Here is a 20,345-nt window from a genome sequence, read left to right on the forward strand (position 1 = left end):
TAATATTAATAATAGTTAGGAGCTTCTCTTGTAATTGTAATATTGTGTGGATGAGATTCTGTAAGAGAAGCCTGAGTAATCTTGACGTATTTAGCAGTTGCCCTTAAAGTTTCAAGATCCTTTGCTCCAAGATAACCCATGGCAGATTTTACACCGCCAACAAGTTGAAATACAATGTCGCTAACAAGCCCCTTGTAAGGAACTCTACCTTCAACTCCTTCAGGAACATATTTAGTAGTTCCACTTTGAAAATATCTATCAGATGAACCTGCACTCATTGCTCCTAGAGATCCCATTCCTCTGTAAGCTTTAAATCTTCTACCTTCAACAAAGATCTCTTCTCCAGGAGATTCATCAGTACCTGCGAAAAGTGAACCCATCATTACAACATTACCTCCAGCTGCAAGGGCCTTGGCAACATCACCTGAAAATTTAATGCCACCATCGGCAATAATTGGAACTCCGTATTTTTTAGCAGCTCTATAAGCTTCCATAATAGCTGTAATCTGTGGAACTCCAATTCCCGTTACAATCCTTGTTGTACAAATTGAACCAGGGCCAATACCAATTTTTACACAGTCTGCACCTGCTTTAATTAAATCTTCTGTTCCTTCATAAGTTGCAACATTACCTGCGATAAGTTGAATATCAGGGAAAGCATCTTTAATTTTTTTAATAGTATTTAAAACATTTTTAGATTGACCATGAGCTGTGTCAATTACAAAAACATCTGCCTTTGCCTTTACAAGTGCTTCGATTCTATCGAGAACATCCTTAGTTGCTCCAACGGCAGCACCAGCAAGAAGTCTTCCAGTTTTATCTCTAGCAGAATTTGGATATTGTTCGTGCTTTTCAATATCTTTAATAGTAATAAGCCCCTTTAAGAGATTATCTTTATCTACAAGGGGAAGTTTTTCAATTTTATATTTTTTCAAAACTTTTAGAGCTTCATCTAGGGAAATATCAGGAGCACCGGTTATTAAATTTTCAGAAGTCATTACTTCGCTAATTCTCTTAGATAAATCAGTTTCAAATCTAATATCTCTATTAGTAATAATTCCTTCCAAAACTCCCTTTTCTGTTACAACTGGAACACCACTAATTCTATACCTTTCCATAAGTTTAGACGCATCTTTTATTGAATGATCCTTAGTTAGTGAAAAAGGATCCGTGATTACTCCATGTTCAGATCTCTTAACCTTATCTACTTCAAGGGCTTGGTCCTCTATAGACATATTCTTATGAATAATACCTATTCCACCTTCTCTTGCCATGGCAATTGACATTCTGTGTTCAGTAACAGTATCCATGCCCGCAGACATAAGTGGTATGTTTAACTTAATTCTTTCTGTCAAATTGGTTGATAAATCGACTTCGTTTGGCAAAATTTCTGATTTTGCTGGCACAAGTAAAATATCGTCAAATGTTAATCCTTCTCCAAAATATTCCATATTCCCTCCTACTTACTTAATTACTCTACTTCCTTAGGTTTTTGTTTCAATCTAAAATTAATATTTTCATCAACTAATGTAACTTTATCTGGCAAATTCAACTTAACCTGATCATCGCCCCTTTTAACATCATTAAAATTAATTGGACGTGTTTCAATGAATTTTATAGAATCAATTACATCAGAATTTCCTCTAATTGTAACAGAAGCTGGCTCAATTGAAAAGTCATTTGTCACAATGTTTTCTGTAGTATTTTCATTATAAACCAATTTAATTGGAACAGTCTTGCTCTTTAAAATAGGAACATCTATTTTTACAGTAGCAGGCGTAACAGTTACCTCTTTAATGATTTTACCAGAATCATCATAAGCGAAGATTTCTGCGTCTACAGTTGACGTTTCAGTCATGTCAGTAACATCAATATGTGCTTCTACCTTATCAATTTTGTTAATATAAGTGCTTGCACCTTTTACCTCAACATTGACTGTCTTGTCAATTTCTCCAACAGATAATCCCCTTTGAGGTTTATTTTTTATAACTATATTTGCTTTAACTTTTTCATCCAAAACTTTATCTATTTTAAAAGGAATTCTCCTTGGCGATGTATTTACAACAGAAATTCCAAGGTCAATATAAGAAACATTTACAGGGACAGAATGTTCTCCTTCAGATAGTTTTGCTAAATCCACCTTTGCCACAATTCCATCTCTTGTAACATTTCTCATATAAGAATTATAGCCCTGTAATTTAACATCAACAGTTGACTCCTTAGGTGATATAATTGTCAAGTTTTTTTCTTTTAAATTAGACAATCCCTCATAAGTAACTTCAATGTTTTTAAAATTTGTCGAAGTAATAAAATTTGCCTCACTTTTTACATAAGACCACAAGATAATCGCAAAAATAAGAGATGTAATTTTTATCATTAAACTTCTGTCATTTTTAAAATTTATCTTTTTCATTTTTATCACCACGCTTTAAGAAAATCGACCTTACTCTATAATCTGGGCTGTAAATCTCAAGGAGCTTTGCTTCAAGAGTTTCAATATCTAAATATCTGGAGATAACACCATTTTCTGCAGTTGAAATAGTTCCATTTTCTTCAGATACCATAATACTTAGACAGTCTGATTTTTCAGAAATTCCAATGCCCGCCCTGTGTCTTGTGCCAAGTTCCTTGGAAATTTTTTGATTGTCAGAAAGTGGTAAAAAACAAGCTGCTGCCTTAACCTTTGACCCCTTAATGATAACTGCACCATCGTGAAGAGGCGTATTTGGAATAAAAATATTTATAAGAAGACCGCTGCTCACTAGTCCATTGATTTCTGTACCAGTTTCAATAACTTCATTAAGTCCAACTTCTTTTTCAATAATTATAAGAGCCCCAATTTTTTGTCTCGCAAGAGAAGCAACTGCAGAAATAATTTCTTCAACAGTTTCAGGTACTGTATCCTTATTCTGATTAAAATTATTTTTAATACTAGAAGTCAGCCCTAAATATTGAAGACCCCTTCTAATTTCTGGTTGGAAAAGCACAATTATAGCGACGATACCATCGTTAATAAACCTAGTGAAAATCCAGTTGACAGTATACAATTGGAAAAACTGTGAAATTTTTATAAATAATAAAATCAAAAGTATTCCTTTGAAAACTTGCTCTGCTCTAGTATTTCTAATTAATTTTAAAATATAATAGATTAATATTGTTACAATTAAAATGTCCACAACATCTCTTAAATTTATTACATTGATTATATTATTTAATCTTTCCATCACACACCTCGCTTTCTCGAAATTAAAATTATTGCAAAAAATAATCCAATAGAAATAAAAATATCTCCAATACTTATTACCTTTGAATTGCCAACAATTCTATGTAAAGGTATAATATCCGACAAAAAATAAAATTTTGGATTTTCAAAAATTCCGTGACTAAGGCTTCCCCCCATGTATATGATTTTTATTATCCTCTCATTATTTGTTTTCATTAAGGCATCTATGCTGACAGGCATTTTACCGTTAAAAATCACTGGAATAGCATTTAAAATTGTGCCTGCTCCACTTAAAAGTAATCCATAGTTTTTATAATTTAAAAGAAGTGAAATTCCAATTAATAAAATAGATAGGATGTGAAAAATTTTAAAATTATCCACAAAAAAATCTGTAACTTTCCCAAAATATTTTGAAGTTACAAAATTTATAAAAATCATTAAAAAAATTCCAATAGATGCAAGAGAAATCCCTTTGAATTTAAAATTTATTAAATTACTTATATCCTTATCCTTAAGAAAAAATAAAACAATTGCTGCAAGAATTATTGCCTCTAAAATCATTCCATCACCATAGTTTATAATATCACAAATACTTTGTATTGACATAAAATCCATAAATTTTCTTTTAAAATATTATAACACAAAAGAATTTTCAATTTTATTTTTAAGTCTTAAAAATCTTTTTAATAATTTTATTAAACAGATTGATTTGATTTTATAAAATCTTAATATTACTTAAAAATATGTATTTTTTGATTATAATTTTACTACCAGTCCACTTGAGTCACCCAAATTTGACATAGAGCCAAAAAAATTCGGCTATATCAAATGATATAACCGAATTAAACATCCACACCGCTTTGGCATTATTGGTTAGCGGATTTTTCTTTAATTTCTCTAATTTTTGCCATAGACTCGATAATGGAATCTGCAAGTGCTTCCATGTCGTTTTCGTTAGCCTTGTTAAGTGCAGAGTTAAGTGTAACTCTTTCTGGAAGAACATCAAACATCTTAAGATTTTCATCAATATATTCTTCAATCTTGTCGCCAACTGTACAAGCCCAAGTACCATTTTCAATGATAGCAACAGTTCTATTTTGAACATTAAGAGCTTCAAGATCCATTAAGAAGTTCTTCATTACAGGATAAATACCTAAGTTGTAAGTTACGGATGCAATTACAATGTGAGAATACTTAAATGTGTCTGCAATTAGATAGGACATATGAGTGTTACTTACATCGTGAACTACTACATTAGTCATTCCCTTATCACAAAGTCTTGATGCAAGAGCTTGTGCAGCACGTTCAGTATTTCCATACATTGATGCGTAAACTATCATTACGCCTTCTTCTTCTGGTTCATATCTTGACCACTTATCATATTTGTCGATGAACCAACCGAGATTTTCTCTCCAAACTGGTCCGTGAAGTGGACAAATTATTTTAATGTCAACAGTAGACGCTTTTTTAAGAACATCTTGTACAAAGGGACCATACTTTCCTACAATATTAGTTAAATATCTTCTTGCACTATCAAGCCAATCTCTTTCGAAATTAACTTCGTCAGCAAATAATTTTCCATCAAGTGTTCCGAAAGTACCAAAGGCATCGGCTGCGAATAATACTCCGTCAGTTGTATCAAAACTTACAAGAACTTCTGGCCAGTGAACCATTGGTGCTTCTAAGAATACAAAATTATGCTTACCAAAGGAAATAGTATCTCCTTCAGCAACTATCATTGATTGTTCTTCGTTTACATGGAATCCATATTGACGCATGAATTCAAAACCTTGTTCACTAGCAATTACCTTTACATCTGGGTATCTTAAAACTATTTCATCAATAGCAGCAGCATGGTCTGGTTCTAAGTGGTGGATTACAAGATAATCAAGATCTTCTCCATCAAGAACTTCAGATATATTTTCAAGATAATCTTTTACAATTGACCAGTCAACTGTATCAAATAATACATTTTTTTCATCTTTTAACAAATATGAATTATAAGTTACTCCTTCAGGAATAGGAAAAATATTTTCAAATAATTCTAGTCTATGATCATTGCCACCAACATAGTAAAGATCATCTGTAACTTTTCTAACAGTATACATTATATCCTCCTTTATTTTCTATCAGCAGGGAAATCAGCTTCAATAAAGTTTTGCTTTTCTTCTTGGCATTCTGGACAAGTCCAATCTTCTGGTAATTTGTCGAAATCTGTGCCAGGATCAATTTCGCCTTCTGGATCTCCATAGTTTGGATCGTATTCATATCCACAACCTGGACATACCATAACTTTATAATTTGGAGCTAGTTTTCTAGGTTTAGATCTTCTAACTTTCTTCATTGGAGGTGCTGGTTCTTTTTCGCCAGTTCCAAGAGCTTCTGCAAGAAGTGGCATAATTTCAAACATATCTCCAACTATACCATAGTCGCAGTTCTTAAATATTGGAGCACCTGCATTTTTGTTTATCGCAACAATTGTTGATGCGTTTTTAATTCCCTTTAAGTGTTGGCTTGCTCCAGAAATACCACATGCAATATATAGGTTTCCGTTGAATTTTTGTCCAGACATACCTACATATCTTTCTAATGGTAGAAGTTTTAATGTTTCAGCAACTGGTCTTGAAGAACCTAGTGCAGCGCCTGCGGCATGTGCAAGTTCTCTAGCCATATCCATGTTTTCTTCTCCGCCAATTCCTTTACCTACTGAAACAACTCTTTCAGCATCGTAAACAGGAGTGTCAATGTCAATTCCTACAGAAAAGTCATATCCATCTTTCTTTAAATTTTTAACTAAAATATCAACAGCTTCTTTAGCTGTGTCAGCTTTAATTATTTCTCTCTTTCTTTCTCCAGTTATTGGTCCAGACTTCTTGTCTATTGCAGCAGCTCTACCCTTTTTCTTTGGAGCTTTTCCAATAAGATGATTTGCAACTACAACTCTTTGGATTTCAGAAGTACCTTCGTAGATAGTAGTGATCTTAGCATCTCTGAAGAATCTTTCTACATCCATTCCCTTTAGATATCCATTACCACCGTGGATTTGAAGAGCTTCATTTACAACCCACATTGCAACTTCAGATGCAACAGTTTTTGCCATTGCAGCTTCCATTGAATAGTTTTCATGATTTTGTTTCATTTCAGCAGCTGAATAAACCATAAGTCTTGCAGCTCTAATTTTAGTAGCCATATCAGCAATCTTAAAAGCAACTACTTGTTGTTGAGCAATTGGTCTACCAAATTGAATTCTTTCTTTTGCATAAGAAAGAGCAGCTTCAAAAGCACCTTGTGCAATACCTAAAGCTTGTGATGCGATTCCAATTCTACCACCATCAAGAGTTTGCATTGCAATTCTAAATCCTTGACCTTCTTTTCCAAGTAAGTTTTCCTTTGGAACTTTAACATTGTTAAATTGAAGTTCAGCAGTAGTTGAAGATCTAATACCTAATTTGTCATAATGATCTCCAAAAGTAAATCCATCCCAACCCTTTTCTACTATAAATGCAGAAATTCCATGAGTACCAATTCCTGGTGTAGTAACTGCATATACAACATATGTGTCTGCAGCAGGAGCATTAGTAATAAATATTTTATTACCATTTAAAATATAATAGTCGCCATCAAGGACTGCTGTAGTTTCAGTACCTCCAGCATCAGAACCTGCATTAGGTTCAGTAAGACCAAAAGCACCAAGTTTTTTACCTTGAGCAAGTGGTTTTAAATATTTTTCCTTTTGTTCCTTTGTACCAAAAGCTTGGATAGGATAAGAACCTAATGATGTATGAGCTGATAATACAACACCAACACCTGCATCTACTCTTGATAATTCTTCAACAGCTATGGCATAAGAAATAACATCCTTGCCTGCTCCACCCTCTTCTTCAGAATAAGGTAGACCCATCCAACCGTTTTCGCCAATTTTTTTGATAATTTCTTCTGGAAATTCATTATTTTGATCTAGTCCAAAAGACAATGGCTTAATTTCTGCTTCTGCAAATTCTCTAATAGCCTTGCGAAGAGCTTCATGCTCAGCAGTAGTCTTATACATATTTGACATATTTTCCTCCTTTTTAAATTAAAGAATAGTTAAAATATTTTTCATAGAATTGTGAAAAACAAAAGATACACCAAAGCGGTATACAATAATTATAGTATACATCAACTTATATAAAGTGTCAAAACATTTTCATTAAATTTGAGTTAAATTTTTAAAAATTTCTCATCAAATTATTATGTTTTCTGACTAAAGAATGTATACCCCTTTTTAATAAATAAAACATAAATTTTAATATTTTATTGTAAAATTATTTTTTTGTAATAAAATATTAAGTTAATAAGAATAAAATTTATAGCTTGGAGGAGAAAATGAATTTAGAAAAATTATTAGAGTGGAGACGAAGTTATAGAAAATTTGACGAAACCAAACTTATTTCAAAAGAAGACATTGGAGATATTTTAAACTCTATTAAGTTTGCTTCCTGTGTAAACAATAGACAATATCTTAGATTTATTTCAGTAGAAGACAAAAGTAAAGTTTTGGAAGTTTTTGAAAATACAAAGTGGGCAGCTTCCCTTCCTAATAATTTGGGAAGACCAAAGGTTGGCGAAAGACCTGTTTATTTTATTGCAATTTTAAGTGACAATGACAAAAAACTTAAGTTTAATGGAATAGACGAGGGACTTGTCATTTCAAATTTAACTATAACTGCTGCAGAAAAGGGCATTGGTTCTTGCATAATAGGTAGTATTAATGACAAAAAAATGCGTGAAATTTTAAATTATGAGGATAATTATTCCTGTGAAGTTGTAATAGCTTTTGGATATCCAAAGGTTAATTCTATTATAAAAGAAATTGATACAACAGAAGATCAATCCTATTACTTGGATAATAATGGAAATTATATTGTTCCTAAGTATAAGATAAGTGAAATAGTTAGGAGAATATAATGTCAAAGGAAAGTTTTAGGGACATAATAAAAAATAAGGCAAAATTATATTTTATTGACGCTCTTGGAGCCATGGCATTTGGACTTTTTGCTACTCTTCTTGTAGGTACAATTTTAAATACCATTGGTAAGAGTTTTAATATAACATTTTTAACAGATGTACTTTGGCCTTTGGCACAAAAAGCTACAGGACCTGCCATAGCTGTTGCTATTTCTACTTCCATGTCTGCACCAGTTCTTGTCGTATATGCGGCGACAGTAGTGGGAATCGCAGGAAATGAACTTGGCGGACCAATGGGTGTTTATATAGCAACGATTTTTGCAGTTGAATTTGGAAAACTTGTGAGTAGAAAAACTAAAATTGATATAATAGTCACTCCTGCTGTTACAGTTCTAATTGGAGTTTTTATAGCAAATTTCGTGGGACCATACATAAGTGCTTTTATGAATTTTCTTGGTGCAATTATTATTAACGCCACTGACAAAGCTCCTTTCTTTATGGGAATAATTGTATCTGTAATCGTAGGAATAGTTCTTACTCTTCCTATTTCATCTGCCGCACTATGCATGATGCTTTCTCTTTCGTCCCTTGCTGGTGGAGCTGCAACTATTGGATGTTGCTGCCAAATGGTCGGCTTTGCAGTTATTTCTTACCGTGACAATAAAATGGAGGGATTAGTAGCACAGGGTCTAGGTACTTCAATGCTTCAAATGCCAAATATTGTGAGAAAGCCAATAATCATTATACCTCCAATTATTTCATCTGCTATCCTTGGACCTATTTCCACTATGGTTTTTAAACTTGAAAATACACCACTTGGTTCAGGTATGGGTACAAGTGGACTTGTTGGACAAATTTCTACTTTTACAGCAATGCCCAATGTTCCCTTTATAAAACTTCTTGGGATAGTTTTATTAATGCACATAATTTTGCCAGCAGTTCTTACTTTTGCAATTTATGAAATTTTTTATCGCAAGGGGTTAATTCAAGACGGTGATATGAAATTATATTTTAAATAATTTAACTATTTAAGTTTTTTAAATTAAAAATTTGCATAAAAAAGATGGGATTAAATACCCATCCTTTTTATGCCCTTATATCGTCAAATTCACTTGGTTCTAATTTTTTGTGAACATAGGAACAAGTTCCCTTGACTTTTTTATTATTACTTCTTGCATCCTCCACAAGCTTTTTAAAAAGTTCTCCTGCAAGGCCTTGTCCACCGTACTCAGGTTTTACAATAGTGTGTGTTGCATCTATTACATCGCCCTTTTCTTCAAAAGTCAAAATTCCCTTATAATTATTTTCGTCTTCACCTATATAGTAACAATTTTTTCCTTTTTTAATTTCCATAATAACCTCCTCAAATTTATCTTACTTTTTTAATACCCAAATTCTTGGAAATTTCACATTATTTTATTTTTTCAATTATTCTGTACTTAGTATCAAATCCTTCTGTAGTCCCAGTAAAGGATGAATCTTTTTTTGAAAGTTCTGACATTGTATCTACAATCTCTTTAAACTCTGGTAGCTCTTCTGTCTTTTTATCTAACTCATCGATTCCCCTTTGTTTAAATTCCGCTAACTTTTCTGCGAAAATTTTCATATTATCATCGATTAAGTCTCCTCCATCTTTTAATTCAATGGCACCAGAGTTTAGATCAATAATTCCATTGTCTAATTTTTTAATTCCGTCTCTCATTGGAGCTATTCCTTCAGTCTTTAATCTTGGAAAATCATCAAATAGTTTTGACTTATCACGGAATTCTAGAAGTCCATTTGTAAGCTCTGTTGCACCAGAATTTAACTTTGGTGAATTTGAATTAAGTTCTGTTATTGCATCTGTAAATAAATTTACTGCTTCTTCGCTTTGTTCTGTTCCTTCTCTTAATTGTGATGATCCGTCCTTTAACTTTGAAGCTGCATCGTCAAGTTTTACAAGAGAATCTGAAAGCTTCATTAGTTCTGATGTGTCCATTTTTGATGCTGCCTCTGACATGGCTTTTTCAAGCTGTGAATTTATTTCGCTTGCTCCATTAGATAGTTTTTCTGTTCCTGCCTGTAATTCCTTAAGGCCTGAAGGTAATTTTTCTATTCCTGTATTTATTTTTTCTGAAGCTGCCGCCAACTGATTCATGCCGCTCTTTAATTCCTTTAAGCTTGAAAGATTATTAGACATTTCACTAAGTCCACTTAAAGCTTGAAGTTTTGCTGCAACATTATTAGTAGATACTCCAATACTTTGTGCATTTTGTCCAATATTTTGTGCAGACCCAGCAAGTTGTGAAATAGCTTGTTGAGCTATAGCTTTTGATTCTGGATCTTGAATTTGGTTCAACAGACCAATAACCTGCTTTATATCATTAACTGATGCCCCAATGGACTTTGCACTTTGCCCAATACTTTGAAGATCTCCCTCTACATTAATATTTTCAATTCCAGATAGATCTGGCACAGAAATTTCTTGAACCTTTGAATTTAACATTTGTAAATTTCTATTAAATTCGCTTTCACCTGTTACAAGTTCACCTGCACTCTCTACAGCTTTATTAGCTCCAGCATTTAATTCAGTTGCACCAGCAGAAAGTTTTCCAATTCCATTTTTAAGTTCAATTAATTTTGACATGACCTCTTCTTTTAACTCATCAATTTTACTTAACTTGCTTGAGCCTTCTCTAAGCTGCGATGTAGCATCTTTCAACTTTCCAAGTCCATTATCTAGTTCTACAGAGCCATCATGTAGTTTTTTCGCTCCATCTTTCATTTCTCCAGTTTTTTCATTCATTTTGCCAACTGCAGATGTATAGTCACTAATTCCTGAAGTTAATTTACTTCCACCCTCATACATTTCTTGTGCAGCACCAGGCACTGGTTTTACTTTTTCAATAACTTCGTCTAACTTGTCTTCAAACTCGCCCGATTTTTCGTAAAGTTCATTGGATCCATCTTTAAGCTTAACTGTTCCATCTCCTAATTCTGTAATTCCACTATTTAATTTATGTTGTGCGTCAGATAGCTTTGTAGAAGCATCCACCAATTTTTTTGAATTGTCTTCAAGTTCTCTAACTCCGTTGCGAAGATTGTCTATCGTTTCTAGATCAGCTTTATTTTGGAAAAGTTCGTTGGAAATTACAACATAAGCTTCCACTGGATCGTAGTTCTTTACATCCATTTCTATCTCTGCTTCACTTTTAAATTCTTCCATTTGTCTATCTTCTAAGATAGTTTCAAAGTTTTCTTTTAGACCTGGAGTCAAAACTGAAGTTACGAGTTCATTTTTTCCATCCTTTGCAATCTTTGCATCCTTTGACTCGATGTTTGATACAACTTCTTGTGGAAATGACATTGCCGCAATTACAGTATAAGGTGCATAAACTTTAGTATTTTTCCCGTCAATTTTTTTAATTACATATTTATTATTTTCTGTGGAAATTACTACTTTAAGATGACCTGACTTACCTTTAAGCTCATTGTTTTCGATTTTTTCGCCATCAAGATAATAGTCAATTTTTACATCAATAGGAATATTTTCTTCGCTCTCACCTTGATAATAAATATCTTTAACATTTTCATCCCAATTTATATAACCATTTTTATTTTCTATTTTCTCATCTGTCTTTAAATTTTTAATATTCTTTAAATTAGATTTGTCTTTGCCTTTTATGTCTTCCTTTGAATTTAACCATACTGAAACAGTTTTATCTTTAATGTTATCATCTTCTTTTAACACATAAACAGTTTCACTTTTATTAATAATAGTTGATGCCGCAAAAGTTGTATTCGTCAAAATCATTGATGACAAAATAACTGTAATTACACCTTTTTCAATTTTTTTATTCATTTTTCTTCTCCTTAATTTAAACCCTTAGTAGTTTTCTTAATTAATGGAAAACTAACCGAAATAATAGCTGGAAGCAATAATATAATTACACACATACTAATAATTGCACCCCTAGCCAAAAAAGTACAAATAGTCGATACAATTTCCATTTTTGAATAAATTCCTACACCAATAGTGGCTGCCATAAAGGACAAAGCCGATGTAACAATGGACTTTGAAGTCTCTTTTACAGAAATTTTAAGCGATGAATCCACATCTTTTGACTTTTTATATTCTGCCAAAAATCTATCTGTCATGAGTATTGAGTAATCAATAGTTGACCCAAGCTGTATTACACCTATTATTATTGAAGTTATAAAAGGTATTGTATGATTTAGATAAAAAGGAATGCCCATATTTATTTGAATTGCAAGTTCTATTGCACCAATTAAAACTATTGGAATTCCTACTGATTTAAATACAATTGCAATAATTAAAAATACTACTGCAGTAGAAATAATATTTACAATTTTAAAATCCCGATCTGAAATAACTGTTAAATCATCAGTTAAAACTGCTTCTCCTGTCAAGTATCCTTCTCTGTCGTACTTATTTATAACACTTCTCATCTCACTTACTTGTTTTTTTACTTCAGGCGATGCTGTTTGAAATTTAGAATTTGCCATTATCATTTGGTACCCATTCTTTGAAAAGTTTTCTTGAATTTTTTCAGGCAAAAATTCACTAGGAAGAGTAACTCCAGTAATAGAATTTATACTTAAAACAGAATTGATACCATCCACGCCCTTTAAATCGCTTATTAAGCCTTCCAAGTCCGAATTTGAAAGATCGTCTTTTACAACTATAAAATGTGTACTTGCCATATCATAATCTTTTTTCATTTTATTTAAAGCAACAATTGAATCCAAATCCTGTGGCAAAGATCTATCTAAATTGTAATAAAGCTTTGTGTTTACTGATCCATAAATTGCTGGAATAAACAGCAAAATAAAAATTAAAAAAAGTGCTTTTTTTCTTTTTATTGTAAACTCAGACAATTTATTAAACTCAGGGAGCATAACTTTATGATTATATTTATTTACAAATTTTTCAACTACAAGCAACATTGCAGGTAGCACTGTAACTGTTGATATAAGGCCAATTAAAACTCCTTTACTCATTACAAGCCCAATGTCTTTTCCAAGTCCAAGTCTCATAAAAATTAAAACTATAAAACCTGCAAAAGTTGTAAGAGATGATGCAAATAGTGAAGAAATAGTTTCTTGAACTGCTATATCCATGGCATCTCTTTTGTCTTTTGTCTTTTTTTTCTCTTCTACATACCTATGATACAAAAATATAGAGTAGTCCATGGTTACCGCAAGTTGCAAAACTGCGGCAATGGCTTTAGTAATGTAGGATATTTCTCCTAAAAAAATATTTGTCCCAAAATTGTACACAACGGCATAACCAATAGTTAGCATAAATACAAAGGGCACGATCGTAGATTCATTTGTAAGAGATAAAATTATAAGACCAAGTACAACAGCAAGTGCAACATAGATTGGTGTTTCCTTGTCAATTAAATCTTTAGTATCTTTTACCAAAGATGAAATACCACTTAAATATTTTTTATTTGATTCAATCTTCCTAATTTCATCAATTGCAGACATTGTCTTTAATGAAGATGATGAATCGCTAAACTTAACTATCATAAGAGTTGAACCTTTTGCATAAAAAATATCCTTTATCTCGTCAGGCAAAAATTCACTAGGAATCATATCGCCAACAGTCGATGATTTTGAAATTACATCTTCTACACCATCTATTTCTAGAATTTTTTCTCGCAAAACTTCAGCTTCATGATCCGTTCCCTCAAGGATTAACATTCCTGTAGCGGCATTTTTAAAATCCTTATCCAAAATATCTTGCCCTTGAGTGGATTTTAAATCCTTGGGAAGATAAGACAAAATATCATAATTGACCCTTGTAAGTTTGTAGCCTAAAAATGACGGAATAAGGAGAAGTGTCATAATAAGTAGGACAAACTTTGGCTTATGTGATATAAATTTTGTGAATTTTTTCATCCAATCACTCTATCTACAACTTTATATAAAACTGGCTTCATTTCATCTATTCCTAGAACAGAATCATTTTTTAGTGCTGATTCGCAAGTAGAAAGCACAATTTTTATTATTAACGACATAATAAATAATCTTTCTTCATAAGAAACTATTGTAGGAAATAAATTTGAATATTTATTTAAAATAAAGTGAAGAGTAGTTTCTGCCTCTTTAAATCTATTATCATTTTCAACTTTTGCATATAGTGCCCAATTTAAATTACTTGAAATAAGTTTTAATTCTAGGGGATTATTTATCAAATGATCAATGATATAATCGAAAAAAGAAATTAACCTCTTTTTTAAATCCTTTTCTTTGCACTTAGACTCGACACTATAAGTCAATTCCATCATAATGTCTAATACTATCTTTTCTTCAAGATCTTTTTTATCTCTAAAATATAAATAAAAAGTTCCAAGCCCAAGATCTGTTCTACTCATAATATCTCTTATAGAAGTTGCCTCTATTCCCTTTTCTTCAAAGGACACAAGAGCTGCTCTAATAATTTTATTTTCTTTTTCTATTTTTCTTTCTTCAGGTGTCAAATTTAACCTCCTATTTTCTGAACAAAGTTCATCTTCATGAAAAATATAATAACTCATTTGTGAACAAAGTTCAACTATTTTTTATATTATTAAAATAAAATAGTGAAACTAGTGTAAAATTATTTAGGAAATTCAATTGTAATGAAGTTAGGAGAGTTTTTCAGAAAATTATCGATCATGTAAAATTTTACATGCTAAAAGATTTACTAAATGTAAATTTTAAAAATATGTCTGTGATTAATTGAAGAGAAAAATTATTGATTTTAAAAATAATATTAATTATAAATTTTGTAATCTATTAATTTAAAAATATTTTTTAAATTTGAAATAAAAAAATTGCCCCAATACCAATAAGGAGCAATTTTATAAATTTTACTTACATGAGAATTAATTTGCTAAAGTTTTATTATTCTTATTTTCCTTAATTCTGTCTTCCCTAATCCTTAACCTATTAGCTTCAAGTTCTCTCTTCCTTTCGAAGGCGTGAAGAATAAGTGCAAGAGTAACAACACCGTAAGAGATGAAAGTTCTAAAATATTCACCCATCATGGCATCTCCCGTTAAAACTCTTCCTGCTTGTGGAAGAACGATAAACATTAAGTGAAATAGTGCCGTTCCTAAAATAACATTAGGTATTGATGCTTTTGATACAGATGCACCCCCTACAAGAATTGATGCTGCTGCATAAAGTGCTGCTTGGTCTTGACCTGCATAAGTTGCAAGAGTTCCAATATTTTGAAGGTAAATAATTTGTCCATAGCAAGCAAGTACAGTGGACATAACTATTGATGCAATTCTAATTTTGTCAGAATTCATACCTGCATTTGAAGAAACAAACTGATCTTGTCCTACTGCCTTCATGTCGTGACCAAGTTTAGTATTTCTAAACCAAACTATAAATAAACAAAGTAAAGCAATGATTACAATTGTAACTACTGGTACATCAAATAGTATTTGATGTTTTGCAGTAATAGGAATATTTATTCTAAATTTTAAAATATTATCAAAGCCTTGTGCTGATGCTAGTGTAATAGAGTTTTTAATACCATAACCAGCTGAAAGCACCATAGATTTTGTTCTCATAGGAATTAAAGTGCCACAGAAATACAATAGGAAAAGCATATACCAACCTAGTATAAAGAATGCAAGCATCATTGATGTTATCATTTCTCTTCCTCTTGCCCTATTTAAAACTCTACCAGAAAATTGTCCAAGCAAAACTGCAATAGGTGTGCCAATAACAGCCGCTATTATAAGTCCTGTAGCTCCAGTGAAGCCCCAGTCCTGTGCGAAAATAATTCCAATTTGTCCAGCCATTGCTCCTAGTGGAATACCAAAGTTAATACCCATACCTGCAATAATAGGTATTATAAGTGATAATACAAGAAATGTATTTCTTACCATTCTCTTTGAAAGTTCATTTGTAATATAAGATAGAGGTGGTTTAGCAATAATAAGACCCGCCACAACTATTATTATGAACAAAATAGGAACCATAAATCTGTATAAAAACTCTTTTATATTAAATTTCTTATTCATCTTTACTCCTCCTTGTTAGTGCGTAAATTATCATTCCATTTGTTATTATCATTCTTAGTATTTCTGAAATGTCTATATTTAATGCACCATTTATTACAGTAGGAGTAAGAGTGATTACACCTTGAAATAAAAATGTACCAATTATTACATTTGGAATTGATGCTTTGTTAATACTTGCACCACCTATCAATAGTGCAGCTACTGTTTGAAAAGTAAAAGCAAGTGGTGCTTGATAAAGTTGTATAAATCCATAGGATTGTTGATAAATAACAATCCCTACTGCTGCAATTACTGTTGAAAGAATTACAGATACAAGTCTTATTCTGTTAATATTAAGTCCAGCAGCCTTTGCGTATTCTGAGTTTGAACCTACAGCTGTCATAGCTGTACCAGTTTTTGTCTTAAAAAATGCCCATACAATAAATGCCATAAATGCAAATAACAAAAACATTCCAACTGGTATTCTAACCCCAAATAAGTTTATACTTAGAAAATTATTTAGAACACCTTCAGTTACTTTTGTACCATCTTCCAAAATCTTTGATTTCATCCAATAATCAGCAACCGGAATTTGTTGAGATAATCCCCTTCCTCCGTAACTTAGAACAGAAACTGGATTCTTATAAGGAAGAATTAAATAAGCAATACACATAAAAGCTGTAAAAGAATACCCAACATATGTTGCTATAAGCATTTCATCTCCCTTAATTCTATTTAAAAGTAATCCGTAGAAAAATCCAAATACAACTGCAATTAATGCAGCAATAATCATTGCAATAAAAATACCCGAAAAACTTTTAAAACCAAATTCAATAGAAGTTACGCCTCCAAGTATTCCTGCTACAATTCCAATTGGAATACCAAAGTTAAGTCCACAACCAGATTGCACCATTGGTACAAGTGATAAAACTAAAACTGAGAACATACCAAATCTTGACAGAACATTTTCTATTGAGTCCACAAGGGAAACACCAGCCATTGGAGCTACAATAAAAAGTATTAATAAGAAAACTCCAATAATAAGTCGTGGAATTCCAATTTTCTGAATTAAACTTTTCTTTTTAGTCATTTACTGCCTCCACTTCTCCACTCATTAGAAGTCCAAATTTTGACGGATCAGATTTTGCTGGAAGTACACCTGCGATTTTTCCTTCGCAAATTACAGCAATTCTATCACAAATACTTCTAAGTTCTTCAAGTTCTGATGAAACCATTACAATAGTTGTGTTGTCCTTTTCATTGCTTTCTGTAAGAGCATCGAGAACAAGTTCCTTTGCACCAATGTCAATACCTCTAGTAGGTTCAGATACAAATAATAGATCTGGTTCCATAGCAAAAGCCTTCGCGAGACAAATTTTTTGTTGATTTCCACCAGATAAATTTCCTGCCTTTTGATCCGCACCAGTAGTTTTTATATTAAGAGATTCAATGTACTCATTTGAAAGTTCTCTCATCTTAGCTTCATCTCTAAACTTAAATCCAAGAACTTTTTTTATGAATTTTTCTTGTACTTGCATAGCATTAAAAGCTATATTCCAAAAAATTGGCTCTTCTAACAAAAGACCTACGCCTCTTCTATCTTCAGAAACAAAGGCAATTCTATTTTTCAAAATATCTAAAGTATTTCCTAGTTTTAATTCCTTACCATTATAAATTATCTTACCGCCCACTGGATAAGTCCCTAAAATTCCATTTGGAATACCTAGCTTACCTTGACCAGCAAGACCAGCAATACCTAAAATTTCTCCCCTAATAACAGAAAGACTTACATCGTAGACTGCTTCTCCAGGCATATCAACCCATAAATGCTCAATTTCAAGAATGTGGTCATTTTCATCTAAATGTTTTTCCACTTTTTCTACATCTATTTTTTTACTGTCCTCATCTCTACCAACCATCCATTTAGCAATTTGCTCAATAGATAAATTTTCATTCTTTCTATCTTCTATTATTTCACCATCTCTAAGGACAACTACTTTATCACACACATTTATGATTTCACGAAGTCTATGAGTGATAAAAATTATAGATATGCCAAGATCTGCAAGAGTTCTAAGGGACTTTATAAGATTGTTCGCCTCAGTTTCAGTGAGTACAGCAGTTGGCTCGTCCATAATTATTAATTTTACATCTTTCCTAGTCATTTCTCTTGCAATTTCAATAAATTGCTTATGACCTACAGGCATTTCAGAAACAAGCGCATTTGTATCAATACTTACTTCCAAAGTGTCAAGAGACTTGCCTGCTATTTTAATATTTTCCTTAGCATCTATACTCTCTAGTTTTTTACCAAAAATTTTAGAAATTACAGAGGAATTTGTCTTCTCCATATCGAGAGTAATATTTTCCGCAACTGTAAATCCAGGGATTAAACTAAATTCTTGATGTACCATGCCTATGCCCGCATTTAAAGCGTCAATTGGGTTTTTAAAGTCAATTAATTTTCCGTCAAAATAAATTTCACCGTTGTAACCGCCCGTGTCTCTAATAATTTCCATTCCAAAAATTATATTCATAAGAGTTGACTTGCCAGCACCATTTTCTCCAACAAGTCCCAAAATCTCTCCCTTTTCGAGAGTAAAGTTTACATCCTTTAAGACGGCGTTTTCGCCAAAACTCTTGCTGACATTCTTGACTTCAAGTAAACTACTTGTCAACAAAATCCCTCCATCTTCTTAATAATAAAATTAAAATCAACGGAAATCCGTTGACTTTAATTTCTTTTATAAAATAATTATTTAGCTTGTCCTTCAGCTTGTTCTTGAGAAGCTTTAATAGCATCTAAATCAACATTAAGATTCAAATACTTTTCAGGAACTTTAATTTTATCCATTCCTAGATAACCTCTACCATATACATAAGTGTCTTGAGATAATAAGAAGTGATTTTCCTTAGTTTCTCCAGAAGCTCTATCTATATAGTTTTCAGCCATCCACTTTGCACCCTCAGTGTATTTTTGGATAGAATTAACAATTTGTTCCTTGTTGAGAAGTTCGCCTTGTCCCTTTAAAACATCTATTACATGATCAAGAGAACCAAGAGTCAATGAATAACCTAATGAATAAGCCCAAGTACCCATTCTCTTGTCGCCACCTTTTTCAATAACAGCTTTTTCAACAGCAGCGTTGATTGCTTGCCAATCACCTGCCATATCTTTAATATCGACAGAGAAAGCTTTTGGATAACCCATGATTGGAGATGGTAAATCTTGTTCTACAAAGATTGCTCCACCAGCTGCAACCCCTCTAAGAAGTGGCTCAGTATGTGCATCATTTGTACAGAAGAAAGCAGTATCCTTACCATATTTATCAATCCAAGGTTGGATATTTTCAGCTATATATTGTTGTGCCCCTGGAATACCAATATCAGTTGTAGGGTCAGGTGCATTTAATGAAATAAATTCAAGTCCTAAATCCTTGCATGCCTCTTCCATAATTGCCCTTCTAAGAGCTAAAAGCTCAATAGACATATGTCTAGGGAAAGTGATGTGAGCAAATTTTTTAGCTCCCATTTCTTTAGCAGCAGCTATAATTCTATAACCTCTAGATACATTATCAGCATCCATTACAAGGTCTGCTGCTTTTTCTACCATTACTGTATCTTCTTGAGCAACTAAGTTTACAAGAATAATATCAGGTCTTTTTTCTCTAATTTGATTAAATGCTGCAACAGTTCCTGGAACTGATTGATTTACAATTACAGCTTTCATTAGAGGATCATCCGCCATTGCTACAATTTTGGAAATTGTAGTTTCTTGTTCAGCTTCGAATCTATCTGGATAAGTATCGTGTTTAATCATTCCGCCATTATCAGCAGAACCATAAAGTTCAATTGCCTTTTGAGCAGCACGGAACTCATCTTCACCTTGTGATACTGTGCCCGTTATAATTCCAATGTGAAATTCTTCACCTTCTTTAACAGTTTCAAATTTTGCCTTTTGACCAGCTTCAGCTTCTGCAGTAGTAGTTTCTCCACCTTCTGCTTTTTTAGCTCCATTGTCTACTTTTTGACAACCAGTGAAAGCTAAAACTGATAACATTAGTATCATAATACCCATAAACCTTTTAAATTTTACATTCATTTTTTACACCTCTTCTAATTTATTTAATATTGGTTTATAAATTAAAAAAATTTTATCACATTAAATA

Annotated in this window: 16 protein-coding genes; 2 read left to right on the forward strand and 14 right to left on the reverse strand. The window is 32.3% G+C overall.

The genetic code is table 11. The features are described 5' to 3' along the window. Nucleotides 1–5: 5 nt before the first annotated feature. The 6 genes from guaB to BIV18_RS01800 form a co-directional block, all read right to left on the reverse strand. Nucleotides 6–1,451: an IMP dehydrogenase gene (gene guaB, locus BIV18_RS01775; RefSeq protein WP_075659020.1), complete on the reverse strand. Its 1,446-nt coding sequence runs from the start codon at nt 1,449–1,451 to the stop codon at nt 6–8. A gap of 20 nt (nt 1,452–1,471) precedes the next feature. Next, nucleotides 1,472–2,413: a CdaR family protein gene (locus tag BIV18_RS01780; protein WP_075659021.1), complete on the reverse strand. Its 942-nt coding sequence runs from the start codon at nt 2,411–2,413 to the stop codon at nt 1,472–1,474. Further along, nucleotides 2,394–3,224, reverse strand: a complete 831-nt coding sequence (cdaA, locus tag BIV18_RS01785; RefSeq protein ID WP_075659022.1) for a diadenylate cyclase CdaA — start codon at nt 3,222–3,224, stop codon at nt 2,394–2,396. The genes BIV18_RS01780 and cdaA overlap by 20 nt, the downstream gene beginning before the upstream one ends. After that, on the reverse strand, nt 3,224–3,829 hold the full coding sequence (locus BIV18_RS01790; protein ID WP_235860760.1) for a DUF5317 domain-containing protein: 606 nt from the start codon (nt 3,827–3,829) through the stop codon (nt 3,224–3,226). The genes cdaA and BIV18_RS01790 overlap by 1 nt, the downstream gene beginning before the upstream one ends. A 260-nt stretch (nt 3,830–4,089) precedes the next feature. Then, nucleotides 4,090–5,331: an FprA family A-type flavoprotein gene (locus BIV18_RS01795; RefSeq protein WP_075659024.1), complete on the reverse strand. Its 1,242-nt coding sequence runs from the start codon at nt 5,329–5,331 to the stop codon at nt 4,090–4,092. Nucleotides 5,332–5,342: 11 nt separating this feature from the next. Next, entirely contained in the window at nt 5,343–7,280 is a 1,938-nt protein-coding gene (locus tag BIV18_RS01800; RefSeq protein ID WP_075659025.1) for an acyl-CoA dehydrogenase family protein, read from the reverse strand. Between the two features lie 308 nt (nt 7,281–7,588). Here BIV18_RS01800 and BIV18_RS01805 point away from each other — a divergent pair, with 308 nt between their 5' ends. Both BIV18_RS01805 and BIV18_RS01810 read left to right on the forward strand, forming a co-directional pair. Then, nucleotides 7,589–8,170, forward strand: coding sequence for a nitroreductase family protein (locus tag BIV18_RS01805; RefSeq protein ID WP_075659026.1), 582 nt, complete (start codon nt 7,589–7,591; stop codon nt 8,168–8,170). Continuing rightward, the gene (locus BIV18_RS01810) at nt 8,170–9,189 is read left to right on the forward strand and encodes a PTS sugar transporter subunit IIC (protein WP_075659027.1); all 1,020 of its coding nucleotides are present in this window, start codon (nt 8,170–8,172) and stop codon (nt 9,187–9,189) included. Before BIV18_RS01805 ends, BIV18_RS01810 begins: the two co-directional genes overlap by 1 nt. A gap of 67 nt (nt 9,190–9,256) precedes the next feature. Here BIV18_RS01810 and BIV18_RS01815 read toward each other — a convergent pair whose 3' ends face one another. From BIV18_RS01815 to BIV18_RS01850, 8 genes are all read right to left on the reverse strand, one after another. After that, nucleotides 9,257–9,523 (reverse strand): GNAT family N-acetyltransferase, encoded by a 267-nt coding sequence (locus BIV18_RS01815; protein ID WP_075659028.1) that lies wholly within the window; start codon nt 9,521–9,523, stop codon nt 9,257–9,259. A gap of 58 nt (nt 9,524–9,581) precedes the next feature. Then, nucleotides 9,582–12,011, reverse strand: a complete 2,430-nt coding sequence (locus BIV18_RS01820; protein ID WP_075659029.1) for a methyl-accepting chemotaxis protein — start codon at nt 12,009–12,011, stop codon at nt 9,582–9,584. Nucleotides 12,012–12,022: 11 nt separating this feature from the next. After that, nucleotides 12,023–14,077: an efflux RND transporter permease subunit gene (locus tag BIV18_RS01825; RefSeq protein ID WP_075659030.1), complete on the reverse strand. Its 2,055-nt coding sequence runs from the start codon at nt 14,075–14,077 to the stop codon at nt 12,023–12,025. Beyond that, on the reverse strand, nt 14,074–14,715 hold the full coding sequence (locus tag BIV18_RS01830) for a TetR/AcrR family transcriptional regulator (protein WP_083635515.1): 642 nt from the start codon (nt 14,713–14,715) through the stop codon (nt 14,074–14,076). The genes BIV18_RS01825 and BIV18_RS01830 overlap by 4 nt, the downstream gene beginning before the upstream one ends. A gap of 330 nt (nt 14,716–15,045) precedes the next feature. Next, a complete protein-coding gene (locus BIV18_RS01835) occupies nt 15,046–16,197 on the reverse strand; it encodes an ABC transporter permease subunit (RefSeq protein ID WP_075659032.1) in 1,152 nt (383 codons plus the stop codon). Further along, nucleotides 16,190–17,266: an ABC transporter permease subunit gene (locus tag BIV18_RS01840; protein WP_075659033.1), complete on the reverse strand. Its 1,077-nt coding sequence runs from the start codon at nt 17,264–17,266 to the stop codon at nt 16,190–16,192. Before BIV18_RS01840 ends, BIV18_RS01835 begins: the two co-directional genes overlap by 8 nt. Then, entirely contained in the window at nt 17,259–18,854 is a 1,596-nt protein-coding gene (locus tag BIV18_RS01845) for a sugar ABC transporter ATP-binding protein (RefSeq protein WP_075659034.1), read from the reverse strand. The genes BIV18_RS01840 and BIV18_RS01845 overlap by 8 nt, the downstream gene beginning before the upstream one ends. Nucleotides 18,855–18,931: 77 nt before the next feature. Beyond that, the gene (locus tag BIV18_RS01850) at nt 18,932–20,278 is read right to left on the reverse strand and encodes a DUF3798 domain-containing protein (RefSeq protein WP_075659035.1); all 1,347 of its coding nucleotides are present in this window, start codon (nt 20,276–20,278) and stop codon (nt 18,932–18,934) included. Between the last annotated feature and the right edge of the window lie 67 nt (nt 20,279–20,345).

Origin of the sequence: Peptoniphilus grossensis (assembly GCF_001940285.1) — a bacterium.
Classification (GTDB): domain Bacteria; phylum Bacillota; class Clostridia; order Tissierellales; family Peptoniphilaceae; genus Peptoniphilus_A; species Peptoniphilus_A faecalis.